The following is a 17,023-nucleotide window of genomic DNA, read 5'->3' as shown; positions in this document are numbered from 1 at the left end:
TCGACGCGGCCGCCGCCACCCGGCCCGCCCCGGCCCCGGCGGCCGCCCCGCCGTGGAACCGGGTGCCCGGCAAGGAGGCCGCGTCCCGCTACGAGGAGCCGCAGCAGGTCGTGACGGCCGACGCCTCGGTGGGCGAGCTCCTCCAGGAGGGCCCGACCACCTACATCGACGTCAACGACCGCGGCATCACCCCGCCGCCGCCCCGGGACGCCCCCGACGGCGGCGACGAGCAGGCGACCACCCGCAGCGGCGGGTGGCCGGCGGCCCGACCGGGCCGCAGCCGGCCGCCCCGCCAGGCGGCGCTGCAGCTCAAGCGGCTCGACCCGTGGTCGGTGCTCAAGCTGGCCCTGGTGCTCGCGGTGGTGCTGTTCTTCATCTGGCTGGTCGCGGTGGGCGTGCTCTACGGCGTGCTCGACGGCATGGGCGTGTGGGACAAGCTCAACGGCACCTACTCCGACCTGGTCTCCGGCGAGGCGGCCACGGGCAGCTCGCTGATCAGCGCCGGCCGGGTGCTGGGTCTGGCCGCGGTGGTCGGCGCCATCAACAGCCTGCTGTTCGCGGTGGGGGTGACGGTCGCGGCGTTCGTCTACAACGTCTCGGCCGACCTGGTCGGCGGCATCGAGGTCACGCTCTCCGAGCGCGACTGACCCGCGGCCGGCGCTGGGTCGGACGCCGACCCCGTGACCTGCGGATTCCCCAAGGGGTATCCGGTTGCCGGCGGTCGGGGACGGCGGTGTAACCTCGTCCTCGCCGCACGGGCCCATAGCTCAGTTGGTTAGAGCGCGTCGCTGATAACGACGAGGTCGCTGGTTCAAATCCAGCTGGGCCCACTCCCCATCCCCGGGACAGGCAGGACGTGAATCAATGAAGAAGCTTCTCGCCGTCGTCGTCGCGCTGGCAGCGGGCGCCCTCGTCTTCTCGAAGGTCCGGTCCTCCCGCTCGGACGACGACCTCTGGCACGACGCCACCTCCGGCAACTGAGGTAGCGCGCGCCGCTCTGCCGAGCGGGTCCGCCCCGCTCGGTCGGGGGACGTAGCTCAATTGGCAGAGCACCGCCTTTGCAAGGCGGGGGTTAGGGGTTCGATTCCCCTCGTCTCCACCCCTGAGGCTGCGCGGGTCGACGACCACCGAGGCCGAGGCGCGCGCCGCATCCTGCGCCGGCTCACGGCCGGTGTCGATGAGTACTGCCACGCCAGGACCAACGCCCCGTTCCGTGCGGCGATGGATCCGTGCGAACCGCGGCCGGCCTAACCGGTGGCCCGGTGGACGTCGAAGACGCTCACGGGCTGGGCCTGTCCCAGGTCGTACAGCCACGGGCCCTGCACGACCTGGCGGGCGGTCCGGCCGATCGCGGTGAGGCGGTGGCGGGCGACGTGCTCGTCGAACGCCAGCAGGTGCAGGTACCCGGCCGCGGCCTCCTCGACCGTCGACGGCTCCCCGGTCGGCTCGCCGCCGACGGCGGTGGCCGTGAACGTGATCTCCACGCGGTCGGGCAGCGTGCCGGTCACCGCGCGCACGGCGCGCCCGCTCCCGGCCCGCACGCGTTGTTCGATCAGCGTCCGCGACCGCGCGTCCACACCGACGGCAACCGGCCGGGCCAGCAGTATCTGCGTGGTGGCTGCGCGACCGGTGTCGGGGACCGCGGTCCACACCCGGTCGGGCGGCCGGACGCCGAGGTCGCCGAGGGCCTCGCCGAACGCGCGGTCGATCGCCGGCAGGTCGACCGCCAGCCCCGGCAGCGCCTCCATCCAGGCCTCGACGTCGGCGGGGAGCTCGTCGTCGACGATCACGCCGACCCAGTCCTGCGCTGGTGCGGGGCTGCTGTGGGCGCGGAACTGCCCCGGGTCGAACGCGGCGACGCGCTCGGCCACGGCGAGGTGGAAGTCCTCGATGGTGCGCCGCATCTGAACCTGCTCGCGCCAGTCGTCGAAGTCGAAGGCCGGCGCCGACCCCATCTCGGCCAGCGGCACCTGGGCCCGGCGCAGCAGGTCGACGATGACCCCGTGGCGCACCTGCGAGCGCCGGTACCGCCGGTAGCGGGAGTCGGGGTCGACCGAGGCCGGGACCAGGATGCCGCGCTCGGCGTAGAGCCGCAGCGCCTTGGCCGACAACCCGGTCACGGCCTGGAACTCTCCGGCGGTCAGTTCGTTCACGCCACTAGCATGGGCGTCGCCCCTGGGGCGAGGTCAACTCGCGGCCGCCGGCTTCGACGGGCAGCCAGAACCGGTCGAGGGCCCGGGGATGTCCGGGATCGGCGCCTTGCGGGGGCGTCGGCGATGCTGTGGGCGTGGAGTACGTGTCCAGAGTGCCGCGACCGCCGCTGGACGGGCTGATCGACGACCTCTACTACCTGGAGGGCGAACCGCCGTACGCCCGGCTGATGCTGCCGCCGATTCCGGGGGCGCTGCTCATCGTCAACCTCGGGGCGCCGTTCCGCATCCGCGCCGGCACCGAGATCGAGGCGGCCGAGTACGCCGACGGCTGCGTGGTCACCGTGCCCACCCGCGCGTTCGAGTTCGGCTACCCACCCCGCACCCGGTCGGTCGGCGTGCACTTCAAGCCGTGGGGGCCGGCGCCGTTCCTGCCGATGCCCGCGGCCGAGCTGTGTGACCGGCCGGTGACGGTGGAGCAGGTGTGGGGCCGGGCCGCCGTTGCCGGGCTGCGGGACCGGCTGGCCACGGCGGACGGACCGCACGAGATGCTGACGCTGCTCGAGGAGGAGCTGAGGCGACGGCTGGGCGAGACCGCCGGCCTGGGGCTGGTCCGCCGTACGAGCAGCGTCATCGCGGCGACCAGCGGGTCGGTGGCGATCGGCGAGCTGGGCGTGGCGGCCGGTGTCAGCAGCACCCATCTGGCGCGACGGTTCAAGGAGCTGATCGGCGTCACGCCGAAGCGGCTGGCCCGCACCCAGCGCTTCGCCGCCACCATGCTCGCGATCGACTTCGCCGAACCGATCGACTGGGGCGACGTCGCCGGTGGCGCGGGCTACTTCGACCAGGCCCACTTCGGCCACGAGTTCCGGGCGTTCACCGGGCTCACGCCGACCCGGTACGTCGAGGTCCGGCGGCGGTTCCTGCGCGAACACCCCGACCACGTGCTGGACAGCTGGCCGCTGCCGGCCGATTGATTTCTTACAAGAGCGACAGCTCACGACCCACTAACTTGGGGCCTCCATTGCAGAGGAGAGCCCTGTGGGCAAGGTTGTCATGTACAGCTCGGTGTCGGTGGACGGCTTCATCGCGGACGAGAAGGACCAGCCCGGTCCGCTGTTCGACTGGTTGTCCAGCGGTGACGTCGCGTTGGACGAGAGCGGCGCGGTGAAGGTGTCGCAGACGTCCTACGACTACACCCGGCCGTACTGGGACCAGATCGGGGTGACGGTCGCCGGCCGCCACGTCTTCGACCTGACCGACGGCTGGGACGGGAAGCCTCCGGGCGGCATCGACCACGTGGTCGTCGTGACGCACCGGCCACAGCCCGAGGGCTGGGACCCCGAGGCACCGTTCCACTTCGTCGACGGCGTCGAGGCGGCCGTGGCCAAGGCGCAGGAGCTTGCGGGTGACCGCGTGGTCGAGGTCGCCGCCGGCGACGTCGGTGGCCAGGCGCTCGCCGCGGGCCTGGTCGACGAGGTGCGCATGGACGTCGTGCCTGTGGTGTTCGGGTCCGGCAAGCGCTACTTCGGGTCGGTCCACGCGCAGCACCTGCTGGAGGATCCTGACGTGGTGATCCAGAGCGACCGGGTGCTCCACCTGCGCTACCGGGTGCGCCGCTGACCGATCCGGGGCGGGTACGCGAAGAAGCCCACGGCGAACGGTGACACCGCCAGACCCGCCGCCGTCACCAGAGCGAGCGCGGCGGCCGCGCCCCAGGCGAGCCGGGGCGTGGCCTGGGTGGCCAGCAGGACGAGGACGGCGGTACCGATCGCGGTGCCGAGCTGAGCGGCGGTGTTGAGCGCGCCGGCGGCGACGGCCCGCAGGTCGGCCCGCACCGAGGTGCCCAGGTCGTTGGCGGCCACGGACGAGATCCCGATCCCGGCGCCGCAGATCCCGGCCGCGATCCCCACCGCCGCGGGCGGGTCCAGGGCGACGAGGACGAGGTTGCCGGCCGCGATGGCGGCGAGCCCCGTCGTCAGCGTGCGGGTGGTGCCGATCCGCGCCACGAGGGTCGGGGCCAGTGCGGATCCGGCGATGACCAGGACGCTGAACCCGACGAGCAGGCCGGCGGTGTCGAGCGCCGTCAGGCCGAGGTCGCGCTGCAGGTGGATCGTCGCCACCGTGAACGACGACCCGGTCGCGGCGGTGTTGACGAACGACACCAGCGCGGCACGCCGCACCGCGGAGGAGCGGCGGGCGCCGACCGGGATCAGTGGGAGGCGCCCACGGCGCTCGTGCACGGCGAACACCGCGACGGTGGCGGCGCCGAGCGCGGTGACGGTGAGGCCCGCGGGTGCCGCCCCACCTTCGGTCAGCAGCGCCGGCCCGGCCACGAGGCCCGCCACCCCGCCCAGCAGCACCGCCGCCGAGCGCCACGGGATCGGTGACCGTGCGTCGGACGCCGGGTCGGCCGGGGCCGTCCGCAGCACGGCGACGACCAGCGCGCCCCCGACCAGCACCATCGTCCACGGGACGGCGCGCCAGCTCGCGAACTCGGTCAGCACCCCACTGGCCAGGAACCCGGAGATCCCGGCGGCGGCGCCGGCGGCGCTCCACGCCGCCACGGCACGACGCCGCCGCGGACCCTCCGGGACGTGGGTGGTGATCAGCGCCAGCGCCGACGGCACCGACGCCGCCGCGGCCGCGCCCTGCACCGCGCGCGCCGCCACGAGCAGCCACGCCGTCGTCGCGAGTGCCGCGACCAGCGCCCCGGCGGCGAAGACCGCGACGGAGACCACCACGCACCGGCGGTGACCGATCCGCTCGCCCCAGCGCGAGGCCGGCAGCAGCAGGCCGCCGAACAGGGCCGCGTAGACGGTGACGGCGAGGACGCCCCACCCGGGCCCCGCGCCGAGCTCGTCCAGCATCCGCGGCAGGGCGGTGACCAGTGCCGTCACGCCGAGGACGTCCACGAACTGCACGGCGCACCTGGTCAACACCGTCGACGACCCGGGCGGCCCGCAGCACCACGACCACCTGGGCACGGCCGACGACATCGGCGCGTGGGCCGAGGCGGTCGGAGCGCTGGCCCCCGAGCGCGCGCGCCGGCTGGCCGCGAACGCGGAGGAGGCGGCGGACCTTGTCCGGCGGGCGCAGGACCTGCGGACGGCGGTCGCCGGCTTCTTCGGCGCCGCCGCCGACGGCACCGACCTGGCCGCACCGTGGCGGGCGCTGCGTCCTGTCGTCGCCGAGGCCGTGGCCCACGCCGAACTGGTCGGCGAACCGGGAGCGACCACCCACGACTGGTCCCACCTCCCCGCCGCCGACGCCCTCCTGCTCGCCGCCGCCGGAGCCGCCGGCCGGCTCGCCGTGGCCCCGGGGCTGGCGCGGATCAAGCGGTGCGGGGCGTGCCCGTGGGTGTTCCTCGACCGGTCGAAGAACGGCAGCCGCCGCTGGTGCGACATGGGCGACTGCGGCACGGCTCGCAAGATGGAGCGCTACACCGCGCGGAGGGCGGCCCGGCGGCGGGCCGCCCGCGCCGCGGGCTGACCGCACACGTGGTGTCGGCGGGCTTGCGGCCGTCGTCCGACAGGGCTATGAACGAAAGAATGAAGTGTTCATTGGTTCGAGGCTAGGATGGCCGTCGCCTTCGACGCACCCGACCGGCAGCGCATCACCGAGGCGCTGGTGGTCGCGGGGGCCGAGCTGTTCACCACGCAGGGCCTGCGCAAGACCTCGCTGGCCGAGCTGGCGGCCGCGGCCGGCATCGCGACGAGCAGCTTCTACGCCTTCTTCCCGGCCAAGGAGGCGCTCTACCTGGAGCTGCTGCTGCGCCGGGCGCCCGCGCACGCCGACCGGCTCGCGGAGGCAGTGGCGCAGCGGCCCGTCCGCGCCGCGCTGGTGGCCGTCATGCGGACGACGGTCGACCTGCTCGACGGCGACCCGCTCTACCGGCGGTTGCTCACCCACCCGGAGGAGCTCGCCGCCGTCGCCCGCCGGATGGGGGCCGAGGAGCTGCGCCGCGTCGAACCGGTGCTGCTGGGGCCGCTGCTGGAGTTCGTCGAGGGGGCCCAACGCGCGGGGGAGCTGGTGGCGGCGCCGCCGATGGCCGTGGTCGGGGTGCTGCGCATGGTCGGGCTGGTCGTCCTGCACCGCGCCGACCACGGCGCGCAGTACCCGCACGTGCTGGAGCTGACGATCCAGAGCCTGGCCACCGGGCTCGTCACCACCGGGAGCCGACCGTGAGCGCGACGGGCGCGATCGCCCGCGCCTTCTCGATGTCCGACGACGCCTGGATGCGCCACGCCAACCCGTGGAGCGTGTGGACGCGGTTCGCCGCGATCCCGCCGCTGGTGCTGTCGATCTGGAGCCGGGCGTGGATCGGGTGGTGGTGCCTGCTGCCGCTGGCGGTCGTCGCGGTGTGGCTGTGGCTGAACCCGCGGGTGTTCCCGCCGGTCGAGCACCCGACGGCGTGGGCGTCGAAGGGCATCCACGGGGAGATGGTGTGGGCGCGCCGCCGCACGGACGTGCCGCCGGCGCACCGCACCGCGTTCCGCCTGGTCGCGGTGCCGGGGATCGTCGGGATCGCGCTGCTGGCGTGGGGGCTGGTCGCGCTGGACGTGTGGCCGACGGTCACCGGCGCGGTGCTCGTGGTGCTCGCCCAGCTGTGGCGGATCGACCGGCTGGTGTGGATGTACGAGGACATGGCCAGGGCTGGTTCGGTCTAGCGGCAGAGGGCCGTGTCGAGCGCGGCTTCGAGCTGCTCGGCCGCTTCCAGCGAGGTGGGCAGCGCGGTGACCGCCACCGTCGCTGCACGGCCGCCCTCGGTCACGGCGTCGGCGGTCAGGTAGCCCAGCGCGGTGCCGCCGTGGGTCCACGCGACCTCGCCGCAGCTCAGCGTGAAGCCGGCCAGGCCGAGCCCGTAGCGGGCCTTGCCGGTGGTGTCGAACTCGGGGGCGTCCACGGTGCGCTGCATCTCGGCGAGCTCGGCGGGCTCCAGCAGGTCGCCGCCGAGCAGGGCGACGAGGAAGCGGTTGAGGTCGGACGGGGTGCCGATCAGCGCACCGGCGGCCCAGCCGGCCGTCACGTTCTGCTCGGTGAAGTCGACCGGCGGGGAGTTCGGGTCGACGGTGACGTAGCCGTGCGGGTGCGGGCCGCGGATGGTGCGGTCGTCGGCGGCGGGCCAGTAGGTGTCCTCCAGGCCGATCGGCTCGATGATCCGCTCGGTGATCTCGTCGCCGACCGGGTTGCCGGTGACGGCCTCGACCAGCAGCCCGGCCAGCACGTAGTTGGTGTTGCTGTAGGACCAGCCCTGGCCGGGGGCGAACAGCGCCGGGCTGCTCAGGCCCAGCTCGACCAGCTCCAGCGGCTCGTGGTGGCCGTCGCGCAACGCGATCAGGTCGGCGGCGAGCTTGTCGTCGTAGTCGGCGATGCCGCTGGTGTGCTGCAGCAGTTGGCGCACCGAGATCTGACGGCCGTCGATCCCGTCGCCGCGCACGACGCCCGGCAGGTAGGTCTCGATCGGCGCCTCGAGGTCGACGCGGCCCTCGGCGACGAGCTGGAGCACGACGGTGGCGGTGAACATCTTGGTGTTGCTGGCGATGCGCACCCGCCCGTCGACCGGGACCTCCTCCCCGGTGGCCAGGTCGCCGACGCCGGCGGTGTAGTTCCGGCTCTGCCCGTCCGCGTCCCGCACCGCGGCCAGCGCGCCGGGGAAGCCGCCGTCGCGGACCAGGGCGTCCAGGCTCTGCTGGACGGCGTCGGGCTGGACGGCGTCGGGCTGGACGGCGTCGGGCGTGCTGTGGGTCGCCGCCGTGGCACCGGCGGCCGGTGCGCCGAACTCCTCGGACACGGCCAGCGCGGTACCCCCGCCGAGGACCGCGAGCGCCGCCAGCACCGTGACCACCCGGCGCGGTGTGAACGGGGAGGTCCTCATGGTGAGGGGGGTCGTGCGGGGAGGTCGGCCGTGGGGGTCGGACATCGAAGGTGCTCCAGCGGTGGTCGGGGGTTGCGGACCCGCCAAGCGTGTCCGGGAACGGCCCCCGGCTCGATCCCGTCAGCTGCCGACCTCGGGTACAGCAGGCACTACCGCTACCCGGTGCGGTGGGCGACCCGCAGCTCGGTCAGGTAGCGCTTGGTGATCCGCCCGCCGTAGCGGCCATCGATGAGCGCGCCGATGCAGCCGAGCAGGCCGTCCCGGCCGCCGGGCGGCAGGGCGATGTGGCCGGAGTAGGTCCGCAGCACGTCCAGGTACTGCTCGGTGGTGTACTCCGCGTCCCACTGCCGCCGGCGCAGGTGCACCGTCCCCAGCCGCGGCGCGTCGTCCAGCTCGGGGAGGGCGGTCGGGATCGCCGCCGCCGGCCGCAGGAACAGCCCCGGTGGGGTCGCCGGGTCCCAGCGCAGGTAGCAGTCCTGCGCATCGGCGAAGAACGCCGAGCTCCCGCCCGCGACGTGCTCGGTGCCGATCACGGCCAGCGCGCCGCCGGGGCGCAGCAGCTCGACCGACCGCTCGACGCGCACCGCGGGGTCGAGCCAGTGGAACGACGTCGCCGCGACGACCAGGTCGAACGAGCCGGGTTCGAGCGCCACCTCCTCGAACGCCCCGACGACGACCTCGACCCTCGGGTGCGCGGCGAGGTTGCGCCGGGCCACGCGGGCCAGCTCGGGGCCGAGCTCGACCGCGGTCACCCGGAGCCCGCGCTCCGCGAGCGGCACCGTCAGCTGGCCCGTGCCGCAGCCGATCTCCAGCACGTGGTCGTCGGGGCCGACGCCGGCGAGGCGCACCAGCTCGTCGACGATGGCCCGGGGGTAGCCGGGCCGCGCGGCGTCGTAGCGCGTGGCCGCGGTGTCGAAGGTGGTGCGGAGGCTCTCGCGCGCGGTGTCGGTCACGCCTCACCGTCGCACGTGTTCCACGTGGAACCACCTCATATTCCGCGCTCCCACCCGTGCACGACCGCCGCCGGCCGGAAGCCGAACCGGGCGTAGAGGTGCTTGGGGCTGTCGTCGGTCTCGGCCCCGATCAGCACCGGGCCCGCACCGCCCGCCCGCGCGTGCCCGACGGCGAACCGCAGCAGTTCGCGGGCCAGCCCGGCGCGGCGCGCCTCCGGCCGCACGTACACGTCCTCGACGACCCCGACGCCCTGCTCGCTGGCCCAGGCGGCGACCATCGCCACGAACCCGCTGTCGCGCTCGACGGCGAACCAGGTCGCGGCCGGCGCGAGGCTGCGGCGCAGGGCCACGGCGGCGGTGGTGGTGGCGACGGGCCGGGCACTGCGCGCGTGGCGGGCGTCCTCCTCCAGGTGGTCGGCCCGGAACAGCTCGGTGACCCGCGCCCAGTCCTCGTCGGTGCTCACCGGGCGGGGCGCGATGCCCGCGCCCGGCACCGCGACGGCGCCCGGCAGCACCAGCAGCAGCTGCGTCGTCGGGGTCCAGTCCTCGATGGCGAGGTGGGCCGCCACGACCGGCGGTGTCGCGGCGTCGACGACGACGCGCCGGCAGCCGCCGTCGACCAGGTCGTCGCAGCGGGCGAGGACGTCCTGGAGGTGCTCCGCGGAGGTGGTGCGCACGCCGGTGAGGAACGTCCCCAGGGGCTGGTCGGGCGCCGCGGAGTGCCGCACCAGCGTCGCGCCGTCGAGGTCGAGGCGCTCGCCGCCCGTGGCCCAGAACCGCTCGGCCACGGCCTGCGCGTCGAGCCCGCCGATTCCGCCGGATGCCATGGGGCGACCACCTCGCGATCCTCTGGGTGGTCCCCCGCCCGGCACGATAGCGCCGGCGGGTGCGGCCCGCTCGATCGGCGAGGTGACCCGGCCCCCGTCTGCGACCAGAATGACCGTGGTCGGCAACGGAGTCGGCACGGAGCTGGAGGACCGCTGTGATCTTCATCGTCGTCAAGTTCACGATCCGCCCGGAGCGCGCGGAGCAGTGGCTCGACCTGGTCGCCGACTTCACCACCGCCACCAGGGCCGAGCCGGGCAACATCTTCTTCGAGTGGTCGCGCAGCGTGGACGACCCCAACCAGTTCGTGCTGGTGGAGGCGTTCCAGGACGACGCGGGCGGCGACCACGTCAACTCCGAGCACTTCAAGACGGCGATGGGGTGGATGCCCGACGTCGTGGCCACCACCCCGGACATCGTCAGCATCCAGGGCGTCGAGGGCAGCGGCTGGAACAAGATGGGCGAGGTGACCCCGCGCTGAGCCGGGCCCGGATCGGGGATCATCGTCCGGTGGCGTCGACCGGGACCGTGGCCGCTGGGCTGATCGCGTCGAACGGCGGGGCGCGGCGTGCCGCGCTCGGGTGGGGCATCGGGGCCGGCCTCGGCGTGGGCCTCGGCACCGGGGCCGTCGCCGGGATCGGCTGGCTGTACTCCTCGATCCTGCTCGACCCGACCGCCCGCCCGGTGTACCCGGAGCGGGTCCTCGCCGCCGACCGGGAGAGCGTCACGTTGGTCGCCAACCGGCTGACCCGCCAGCCCGGGATCTGGGGCCTGCGCTGGGCCGACGGGCTCGCCGCGCTCGGACCGGTGGTCCGCGACGACCGCCGCTCGGTGGTGCGCGAGTTGCGGGGCGGCCCGGTGCCGCCGGTCGGCACCGAGGCGGTGCTCGACACCGGTCCCTACGACCCCGACCCCGGCGCCGTCGGGCTGGAGTTCGAGGCGGTCGAGGTGCCCGGTCCGCTGGGCGCCTACCCCGGGTGGTTCGTGCCCGGCGGCGACCGGCCGTGGGTGGTGCTGGTGCACGGTCGCGGCGGCACCCTGCGCGAGGGGCTGCGGATCCTGCCGGCCCTGCACCGGCGCGGCCATCCGGCGCTCCTGATCAGCTACCGCAACGACGAGGGCGCCCCGCCCAGCCCGGACGGCTTCTACCACCTCGGCGACACCGAGTGGACCGACCTGGAGGCCGCCGTCGGCTACGCCCGCGGTCGGGGTGCCGACCGGGTCGTGCTGATGGGCTGGTCGATGGGCGCCGCCATCACCGGCGCCTTCCTGGACCGCTCGCCCGCGGCGGCCTGCGTCGCGGCGCTGGTGTGGGACGCGCCGCTGGTCGACTGGCGGGCCACGCTGCGCCAGCAGGCGCGCAACCGCAGGCTCCCGGCGCAGCTGAGCCCGCTGGCCGGCGCGGTCACCGAGCGCCGCATCGGCATCGACTTCGACCGCTTCGACCTGCGCAGGCGCCCGCCGGCGGTGCGCCCGCCGACGCTGGTCGTGCACAGCACGATCGACACCGCGGTGCCGCTGTCGTCGAGCCGCGCGCTGGCCGCCGAGGCGCCGCGGCTGGACTGGCCGATGCGCCTGGTCGAGGTGCCCGACGTCGAGCACACCGGCTCCTGGAACGCCGACCCCGCCGGCTACGAGCGGACCGTCACCGGGTTCCTCGACGACGTGCTCGGGTGAGGGTCTGCACCGACGCACGGGCCGCGGTGCTGGCACGATGGGCCACGTGACCCAACCACCCAGTTCCAAGACGACCGCGACGCTGCGGACCAACAAGGGCGACATCCGGCTGGTGCTGTTCCCCGACCACGCGCCCAAGACGGTCGACAACTTCGTCGGCCTGGCCAGCGGGCACCGCCAGTACACCGAGCCCAACGCCTCCGGCGGCAACAGCGGCCCGTTCTACGACGGCTCGGTCTTCCACCGGGTGATCAGCGGCTTCATGCTGCAGGGCGGCGACCCGACCGGCACCGGCCGCGGCGGCCCCGGGTACAAGTTCGGCGACGAGTTCCACCCCGAGCTCAAGTTCGACCGCCCGTACCTGCTGGCGATGGCCAACGCCGGGCCCGGCACCAACGGCTCGCAGTTCTTCATCACCGTCGCCCCGACGCCGCACCTCAACCGCCGCCACACCATCTTCGGCGAGGTGGCCGACGCGGAGTCCCGCCAGGTCGTCGACGCCATCGCGGCCGCGCGCACCGACCGCAACGACCGCCCCCTCGACGAGGTCGTCATCCAGCGCGTCGAGATCGCGGACTAGGCGGCACCCCAGGTGACCTCGGCCGGACCCCCCGGCCCCCAGCACGGCGGCCCGCCCCCGGCCGCCCCCGCGGTGTGCGTGCGCCACCCCGACCGCCCGACCGGGCTCACCTGCACCCGGTGCGGTCGCCCGGCCTGCCCGGACTGCCTGCGCGAGGCCTCGGTGGGCTACCAGTGCGTGGACTGCGTCGCCGAGGGGCAGCGCGGGGCGCGCCGCGGGCGCACCGTGGCCGGGGCCGCGCCCGGTCGGCGGCCGGTGGTGGTCGTGCCGACGCTGATCGCGGTCAACGTCGCGCTCTTCCTGTGGACCGTGCTGCAGGCCGGCAGCGTCACGGCGAACGCGAACGCGCCGGTGTTCGGCGCGCTGTCGCTGGTGCCGCGGCTGGTGGGCGCCGGCGAGTGGTGGCGGGTGGTGACCGCCGGGTTCCTGCACATCGGCCCGGTGCACCTGGTGTTCAACATGCTGGCGCTCTACGTGCTGGGCCGCGACCTGGAGTCGGTGCTCGGGCGCGGGCGCTTCCTGGCGGTCTACTTCATCGCGATGCTCGGCGGCTCGGCCGCGGTGATGGTGTTCGACCTGCCGCGCATCGAGGTCGCCGGGGCTTCCGGTGCGGTGTTCGGCCTGATGGGCGGGCTGGCCGTGGTGCTGCGCCGGATGCGGTTCCCGCTCGGGCAGGTCGTCGGGCTGATCGTGGTGAACATCGTGATCAGCTTCGTGATCCCGGGCATCTCGATCACCGGGCACCTCGGCGGGCTGGTGGTCGGAGCGGCGGCGACGGCCGCGCTGGTCTACGGACCGGGGCGCCACCGCACCTCGATGCAGGCCGTGCTGCTGGGCGCGCTCACCGTTCTGGTGCTCGCCCTGATGTGGGTGACGACGCTGACCTGACCGCCCGTCCGGCCCGATCAGTCGTCGGGCTGGACGGGGCGGCCCCGGGCCGGGCGCAGGGCGAGCACCTGCGGGGCGACGTCCTGCGGGTCCTGGTCCAGGTCGAGCCGGCCGAACACGAGCAGCCGCTCCCGGCCGTCGGCGGTGGCGGCGTCGATCTCCAGCAGCGAGCCGCGCAGCCCCAGCCGGCGCGTGCGCAGCACCCGTAGGTCGCCCACCAGGGGCCACGGGTAGTGCCGAGCGCGCAGCAGCCCGCCGACGGTGAGCCCGTCGGCGTCGGCGCGCAGCCGCGGCCGGGCCCGGGTGCCGAACAGGGCGGCCACGACGAGGCCGACGGCGGTGGTGCCGGCGATCAGCAGGCCGGCGGGATCGCCGTGGGACGACCAGAGCAGCACGCACCACGCCGCGGCGGCCACGGCCGCCGCCCACCCGATGACGACCAGGCCGGGGGCCGGGCTCCACTCCCGTTCGCGCGCGCCCTCAGCCACAGTTGTCCACAGGGGTTGTCCACAGCGGGGGACCGACGAGCGGTCCTAGCGCCACCGCATGGTCATCAGCAGCCCGACGACGATGAGCGCGAAGCCGATCAGGAAGTTGAACGAGCCGAGCGCGAGCATGAAGTCGATGCGGTCGCCGGCCAGGTAGTTGACGACCAGCCAGGCCAGCCCGGCCAGCATGAGGCCGAGCATCACCGCGATGTAGATCGGGTGGGTCGGGCCCTTCACCTTCACCGGCGTGCGGTTGCTGGCGTCGCGCGACGGCGGGGTGTAGGCGGTCTTCTTCCGGACCTTGGACTTGGGCATGTGCTGACCTCGCGACGGCCTCGTATCGGGCACGGCCGGACGACCGACCCGGCGTGCGGAACCTGAGCTCCACGGTAGCGTGCCGGACGGCGCGGGTGAGCTGCCGGTATCCCGTTGCGTGGCGGACGCGCACCGCTACGCGCGGGCGGCCACCGCCGCGGTCTCCTCGGTCAGCGCGGTCACGATCGGCTCCGGGACCGGGTGGCCCGCCGCCGCCATCCAGTTGGCCAGCAGCCGGTGCCCGCCGTCGGTCAGCACGGACTCGGGGTGGAACTGCACCCCGTGCAGGGGCAGCTCGCGGTGCCGCAGCGCCATGATCACGCCGCTGTCGGTGTGGCCGGTGACCTCCAGCTCGGCCGGCAGCGTCTCCGGGCGGATGGACAGCGAGTGGTAGCGGGTGGCGACGAACGGGTCGGGCAGGCCGGCCAGCACGTCGGCGCCGTCGACCGCGCCGTGGTGCACGAGCGAGGTCTTGCCGTGCAGCAGCTCGGGGGCGCGGTCGACCACGCCGCCGAAGGCCACGCCGATGGCCTGGTGGCCCAGGCACACCCCGAGCAGGGGCGTGGCGCGCTCGGCGCTGCGCCGGACGACCTCCAGGCTCATCCCGGCCCGCTCCGGGGTGCCCGGGCCGGGGCTGACCAGGACGCCGTCGACGTCGTCGAGCTCGTCGAGGTCGACCTCGTCGTTGCGCCGGACCGCGGTGTCGGCGCCGAGCTGGGCCAGGTACTGGACGAGGTTGTAGACGAAGCTGTCGTAGTTGTCGACGACCAGGACGCGCATCGGCCCAGTGTCCCCGAACGACCGTGGGGGTGTCCTCCCGGTTCCGGGAGGACACCCCCACGGGGTGCGCGGCTCAGTCCTTGTTGCCGATGACGATCTCGAACTGGTCGTCCTTGTCGACGGACTCGCCCGGCTCGGACGAGTGGTCGACGACCTTGCCGTCGTCGGCGTCGTCGTCGACGCCCTGCTCGTTGACCTTGATGTTGAAGATGCCGACCGCGGCGAGCTTGGCGCGGGCCTCGCCCTCGGACAGGCCCTCCAGCTCGGGGACCTCGGCCTGGCTGCCGTCCGAGACCTTGATCTGGATCTTGCTGCCCGGGTCGACCTTGGTCTTCGCCGGCGGGTCGGTCTCGGCGACCGTGCCCTTCTCGCCGGGGCCCTCGACCTCGGGGGCCTCGCGGTTGACGTCCAGGCCGAGCGCGGCGAGCTGGTTGGCCGCCTCCTGGGGGTCCTCGCCCTGCAGGTCGGGGATCTCCACGGTGGTCTGCTTCTTGCCGACCACGATGTTGACCGTGGAGCCGCCGGCCACCTTCACGCCCGGCTCCGGGTCGGTCTCGATGATCTTGCCGACCTGGGCCTGGTCCGGGGTCTCCCGGCTGGTGTTGGTGCCCAGCTCCAGCCCGACGGCCTGCAGCTCATCGGCGGCCTTCTCCGGGTCCTCGCCGACCAGCCGGGGCACGGTGACCTCGGCCGGACCGGCCCCCACCGACAGCTTCACCGGGGTCGACTCGGTGACCTGCGCCCCCAGCGGCGGGTCGGTCTGGACGACCTTGTCCTTCTCCTCGACGCTGGACGGGACCGGGACGACCTCACCCACCCGGAGCCCGGCCGCGGTGAGCTGGCTGCGGGCGTCCTGCTCGGACTTCCCGACCAGCGCGGGCACCTCGACCCTCTTCGGCTCCGTCGGCCCGGCCAGGAACTGGTAGGCCCCGAAGCCGACGAGGCCCACGACGGCCAGCACCGCCACCACGATCCCGACGATGCGGCCCGTGCTGCGCTGGGGCTCGTCGTCGTAGTAGCCGTAGTCGGTGGCCGGGCCGGTGCCGGTGGGCGGGCCGTGGCGGCCGCCGTTGACCCGGCGGGTGGGCCCGCCGGCGGAGGCGGCGAGCATCGCGGTGCGCTCGTCCTCGCTCATCACCGCGGGGGCCATCGGGTTCTGCCCCGACCGCACCCGGACCAGGTCGGCGCGCAGCTCGGCGGCCGACTGGTAGCGGTTGGCCGGGTTCTTCGACAGGGCCTTGAGGATGACCGCGTCCAGCGCCGGCGGGATGTTCGGGTTGACCTGGGACGGGGCCCGCGGGTCCTCCCGCACGTGCTGGTAGGCCACCGCGACCGGGGTGTCGCCGGTGAACGGGGGCTCCCCGGTGAGCAGCTCGAACAGCACGCAGCCCGCCGCGTAGACGTCGCTGCGCGCGTCGACCGCCTCGCCCCTGGCCTGCTCGGGCGAGAGGTACTGGGCGGTGCCGATGACGGCGGCGGTCTGGGTGACGTTCTGGCCCTCGCCCAGCGCGCGGGCGATGCCGAAGTCCATCACCTTCACCGCGCCACCGTGGGTGATCATGATGTTGGCCGGCTTGACGTCGCGGTGGATGATGCCGTGGCGGTGGCTGAAGTCGAGCGCGGCGCACACGTCGGCCATGACCTCGACGACGCGCTGCTGCGACATCGGGCCCTCGGTCTTGACGATCTCGCGCAGGGTCTGCCCGTCGACGAACTCCATGACGATGTAGGGCAGCGGGCCGAACTCGCCCTCCACCTCGCCGGTGTCGTAGACGGCGACGATCGCCGGGTGGTTCAGGCCGGCCGAGTTCTGCGCCTCGCGGCGGAACCGCAGCTGGAACTGGGGGTCGCGGGCGAGGTCGGCGCGCAGCACCTTGATCGCCACGTCGCGGCCGAGCCGGGTGTCCAGGCCGCGGTGCACCTCGGACATGCCGCCGTAGCCGAGCACCTCGCCCAGCTCGTACCGATCTGACAACAGTCGGGAGGTGGTCATCGCTGCCGGTTCCTGGGAGTCATGGATGATTCGGACATCTTGCCGGGCCACGTCGCCCTCCGGGAGGTCACGGGCTCCCACGGAGCGCCGGACCGTCGGCTGCGCGGGTTCACCGGGCGCCACCGACCGATGCCGTCGCATCCACGACGACCGACGAACCGTTCACGGCGACCGCACCGGGCGCACCGCTCACCGACAGCGGCAGTCCCCGCACCGCAACGGTACCGGCAGCCGCTCCGGACACCACCGTGCCGGACGCCGCAGAGCCGGACACCGCAGAGCCGGACACGACCGTGCCGGGCGCCTCGGGACCCGCGAGCACCACGGTGCGCAGGACGTAGAACCCGACCGCGACCGCGGCCAGGGTCAGCAGCACGAACAGGACCAGCAGCACCGTGCGGCTGCGCCCGGAGCGCGGCTGCAGCCGCAACGGCTCGGTGGGTGGCGCCGGCGGCGGGGCGTGGTGGCGGGCCGGTCGCCGCGGTGTGGAACCGGT

The 17,023-nt window shown here is 74.3% G+C and carries 20 protein-coding genes, 2 tRNA genes and 1 pseudogene; 13 read left to right on the top strand and 10 right to left on the bottom strand.

The window, feature by feature from the left end; genetic code table 11:
- From KIK08_RS30245 to KIK08_RS30230, 4 genes are all read left to right on the top strand, one after another.
- Positions 1 to 647: DUF3566 domain-containing protein (locus KIK08_RS30245; RefSeq protein WP_214406709.1), on the top strand; the 647-nt coding region annotated here is incomplete at its 5' end.
- A gap of 109 nt (positions 648 to 756) precedes the next feature.
- Positions 757 to 830 (top strand) — tRNA-Ile (locus tag KIK08_RS30240).
- Positions 831 to 864: 34 nt separating this feature from the next.
- Positions 865 to 981: a DLW-39 family protein gene (locus tag KIK08_RS30235; protein WP_214406708.1), complete on the top strand. Its 117-nt coding sequence runs from the start codon at positions 865 to 867 to the stop codon at positions 979 to 981.
- Positions 982 to 1,026: 45 nt separating this feature from the next.
- A tRNA-Ala gene (locus KIK08_RS30230) sits at positions 1,027 to 1,099 on the top strand.
- Positions 1,100 to 1,247: 148 nt separating this feature from the next.
- Here the strand turns inward: KIK08_RS30230 and KIK08_RS30225 are convergent.
- Positions 1,248 to 2,153 carry a MerR family DNA-binding transcriptional regulator gene (locus KIK08_RS30225; RefSeq protein ID WP_308257989.1) on the bottom strand — a complete coding sequence of 302 codons (906 nt, stop codon included), beginning with the start codon at positions 2,151 to 2,153 and terminating at the stop codon, positions 1,248 to 1,250.
- A gap of 152 nt (positions 2,154 to 2,305) precedes the next feature.
- On the opposite strand from KIK08_RS30225, the gene KIK08_RS30220 reads away from it, so the two are divergent.
- Together KIK08_RS30220 and KIK08_RS30215 are read left to right on the top strand one after the other, a co-directional pair.
- The gene (locus tag KIK08_RS30220; protein WP_214406712.1) at positions 2,306 to 3,127 is read left to right on the top strand and encodes an AraC family transcriptional regulator; all 822 of its coding nucleotides are present in this window, start codon (positions 2,306 to 2,308) and stop codon (positions 3,125 to 3,127) included.
- Between the two features lie 64 nt (positions 3,128 to 3,191).
- The gene (locus tag KIK08_RS30215; RefSeq protein ID WP_214406707.1) at positions 3,192 to 3,773 is read left to right on the top strand and encodes a dihydrofolate reductase family protein; all 582 of its coding nucleotides are present in this window, start codon (positions 3,192 to 3,194) and stop codon (positions 3,771 to 3,773) included.
- Here KIK08_RS30215 and KIK08_RS30210 read toward each other — a convergent pair.
- Positions 3,755 to 5,074, bottom strand: coding sequence for an MFS transporter (locus tag KIK08_RS30210; RefSeq protein ID WP_214406706.1), 1,320 nt, complete (start codon positions 5,072 to 5,074; stop codon positions 3,755 to 3,757). The genes KIK08_RS30215 and KIK08_RS30210 overlap by 19 nt on opposite strands.
- Between KIK08_RS30210 and KIK08_RS40485 the strand changes: the two genes are divergently transcribed.
- From KIK08_RS40485 to KIK08_RS30195, 3 genes are all read left to right on the top strand, one after another.
- Positions 5,034 to 5,642 (top strand): CGNR zinc finger domain-containing protein, encoded by a 609-nt coding sequence (locus tag KIK08_RS40485; RefSeq protein WP_308257988.1) that lies wholly within the window; start codon positions 5,034 to 5,036, stop codon positions 5,640 to 5,642. The genes KIK08_RS30210 and KIK08_RS40485 overlap by 41 nt on opposite strands.
- 87 nt (positions 5,643 to 5,729) lie before the next feature.
- Positions 5,730 to 6,338: a TetR/AcrR family transcriptional regulator gene (locus KIK08_RS30200; RefSeq protein WP_214406705.1), complete on the top strand. Its 609-nt coding sequence runs from the start codon at positions 5,730 to 5,732 to the stop codon at positions 6,336 to 6,338.
- Entirely contained in the window at positions 6,335 to 6,820 is a 486-nt protein-coding gene (locus KIK08_RS30195; protein WP_214406704.1) for a DUF6653 family protein, read from the top strand. The genes KIK08_RS30200 and KIK08_RS30195 overlap by 4 nt, the downstream gene beginning before the upstream one ends.
- Here the strand turns inward: KIK08_RS30195 and KIK08_RS30190 are convergent.
- From KIK08_RS30190 to KIK08_RS30180, 3 genes are all read right to left on the bottom strand, one after another.
- On the bottom strand, positions 6,817 to 8,028 hold the full coding sequence (locus KIK08_RS30190) for a serine hydrolase domain-containing protein (RefSeq protein ID WP_214406703.1): 1,212 nt from the start codon (positions 8,026 to 8,028) through the stop codon (positions 6,817 to 6,819). The genes KIK08_RS30195 and KIK08_RS30190 overlap by 4 nt on opposite strands.
- Positions 8,029 to 8,183: 155 nt before the next feature.
- A complete protein-coding gene (locus KIK08_RS30185) occupies positions 8,184 to 8,981 on the bottom strand; it encodes a class I SAM-dependent methyltransferase (protein ID WP_214406702.1) in 798 nt (265 codons plus the stop codon).
- A gap of 35 nt (positions 8,982 to 9,016) precedes the next feature.
- Entirely contained in the window at positions 9,017 to 9,808 is a 792-nt protein-coding gene (locus KIK08_RS30180) for a GNAT family N-acetyltransferase (RefSeq protein WP_214406701.1), read from the bottom strand.
- 155 nt (positions 9,809 to 9,963) lie between these two features.
- Here KIK08_RS30180 and KIK08_RS30175 point away from each other — a divergent pair, with 155 nt between their 5' ends.
- Genes KIK08_RS30175 through KIK08_RS42000 form a run of 4 tightly spaced genes read left to right on the top strand, consistent with a single transcriptional unit; the run spans position 9,964 to position 12,951 of the window.
- Positions 9,964 to 10,287: a putative quinol monooxygenase gene (locus tag KIK08_RS30175; RefSeq protein WP_214406700.1), complete on the top strand. Its 324-nt coding sequence runs from the start codon at positions 9,964 to 9,966 to the stop codon at positions 10,285 to 10,287.
- 29 nt (positions 10,288 to 10,316) lie between these two features.
- Positions 10,317 to 11,483 (top strand): alpha/beta hydrolase family protein, encoded by a 1,167-nt coding sequence (locus tag KIK08_RS30170; RefSeq protein ID WP_308257987.1) that lies wholly within the window; start codon positions 10,317 to 10,319, stop codon positions 11,481 to 11,483.
- A 37-nt stretch (positions 11,484 to 11,520) separates the two neighbouring features.
- Complete coding sequence (locus KIK08_RS30165; RefSeq protein ID WP_214406699.1) at positions 11,521 to 12,063, top strand: peptidylprolyl isomerase; 543 nt, start codon at positions 11,521 to 11,523, stop codon at positions 12,061 to 12,063.
- Between the two features lie 12 nt (positions 12,064 to 12,075).
- Positions 12,076 to 12,951, top strand: a complete 876-nt coding sequence (locus tag KIK08_RS42000) for a rhomboid family intramembrane serine protease (RefSeq protein WP_214406698.1) — start codon at positions 12,076 to 12,078, stop codon at positions 12,949 to 12,951.
- Between the two features lie 17 nt (positions 12,952 to 12,968).
- Here KIK08_RS42000 and KIK08_RS41995 read toward each other — a convergent pair whose 3' ends face one another.
- The 5 genes and pseudogenes from KIK08_RS41995 to KIK08_RS30135 all read right to left on the bottom strand — a co-directional run.
- Positions 12,969 to 13,439: a PH domain-containing protein gene (locus KIK08_RS41995; RefSeq protein ID WP_214406697.1), complete on the bottom strand. Its 471-nt coding sequence runs from the start codon at positions 13,437 to 13,439 to the stop codon at positions 12,969 to 12,971.
- Positions 13,440 to 13,484: 45 nt separating this feature from the next.
- Entirely contained in the window at positions 13,485 to 13,754 is a 270-nt protein-coding gene (crgA, locus tag KIK08_RS30150) for a cell division protein CrgA (RefSeq protein ID WP_214406696.1), read from the bottom strand.
- 135 nt (positions 13,755 to 13,889) lie between these two features.
- On the bottom strand, positions 13,890 to 14,534 hold the full coding sequence (locus KIK08_RS30145) for an aminodeoxychorismate/anthranilate synthase component II (protein WP_214406695.1): 645 nt from the start codon (positions 14,532 to 14,534) through the stop codon (positions 13,890 to 13,892).
- Positions 14,535 to 14,607: 73 nt separating this feature from the next.
- Positions 14,608 to 16,527, bottom strand: a complete 1,920-nt coding sequence (pknB, locus tag KIK08_RS30140; RefSeq protein WP_214406694.1) for a Stk1 family PASTA domain-containing Ser/Thr kinase — start codon at positions 16,525 to 16,527, stop codon at positions 14,608 to 14,610.
- Positions 16,528 to 16,636: 109 nt separating this feature from the next.
- Positions 16,637 to 17,023 (bottom strand): annotated as a pseudogene (locus tag KIK08_RS30135) (hypothetical protein); the annotation flags it as partial.

This window comes from Pseudonocardia lacus (assembly GCF_018531445.1).
Classification (GTDB): Bacteria; Actinomycetota; Actinomycetes; order Mycobacteriales; family Pseudonocardiaceae; genus Pseudonocardia; species Pseudonocardia lacus.
The sequence above is the reverse complement of the archived record's forward strand: the minus strand, read 5'-3'. Positions and strand labels throughout refer to the sequence as shown.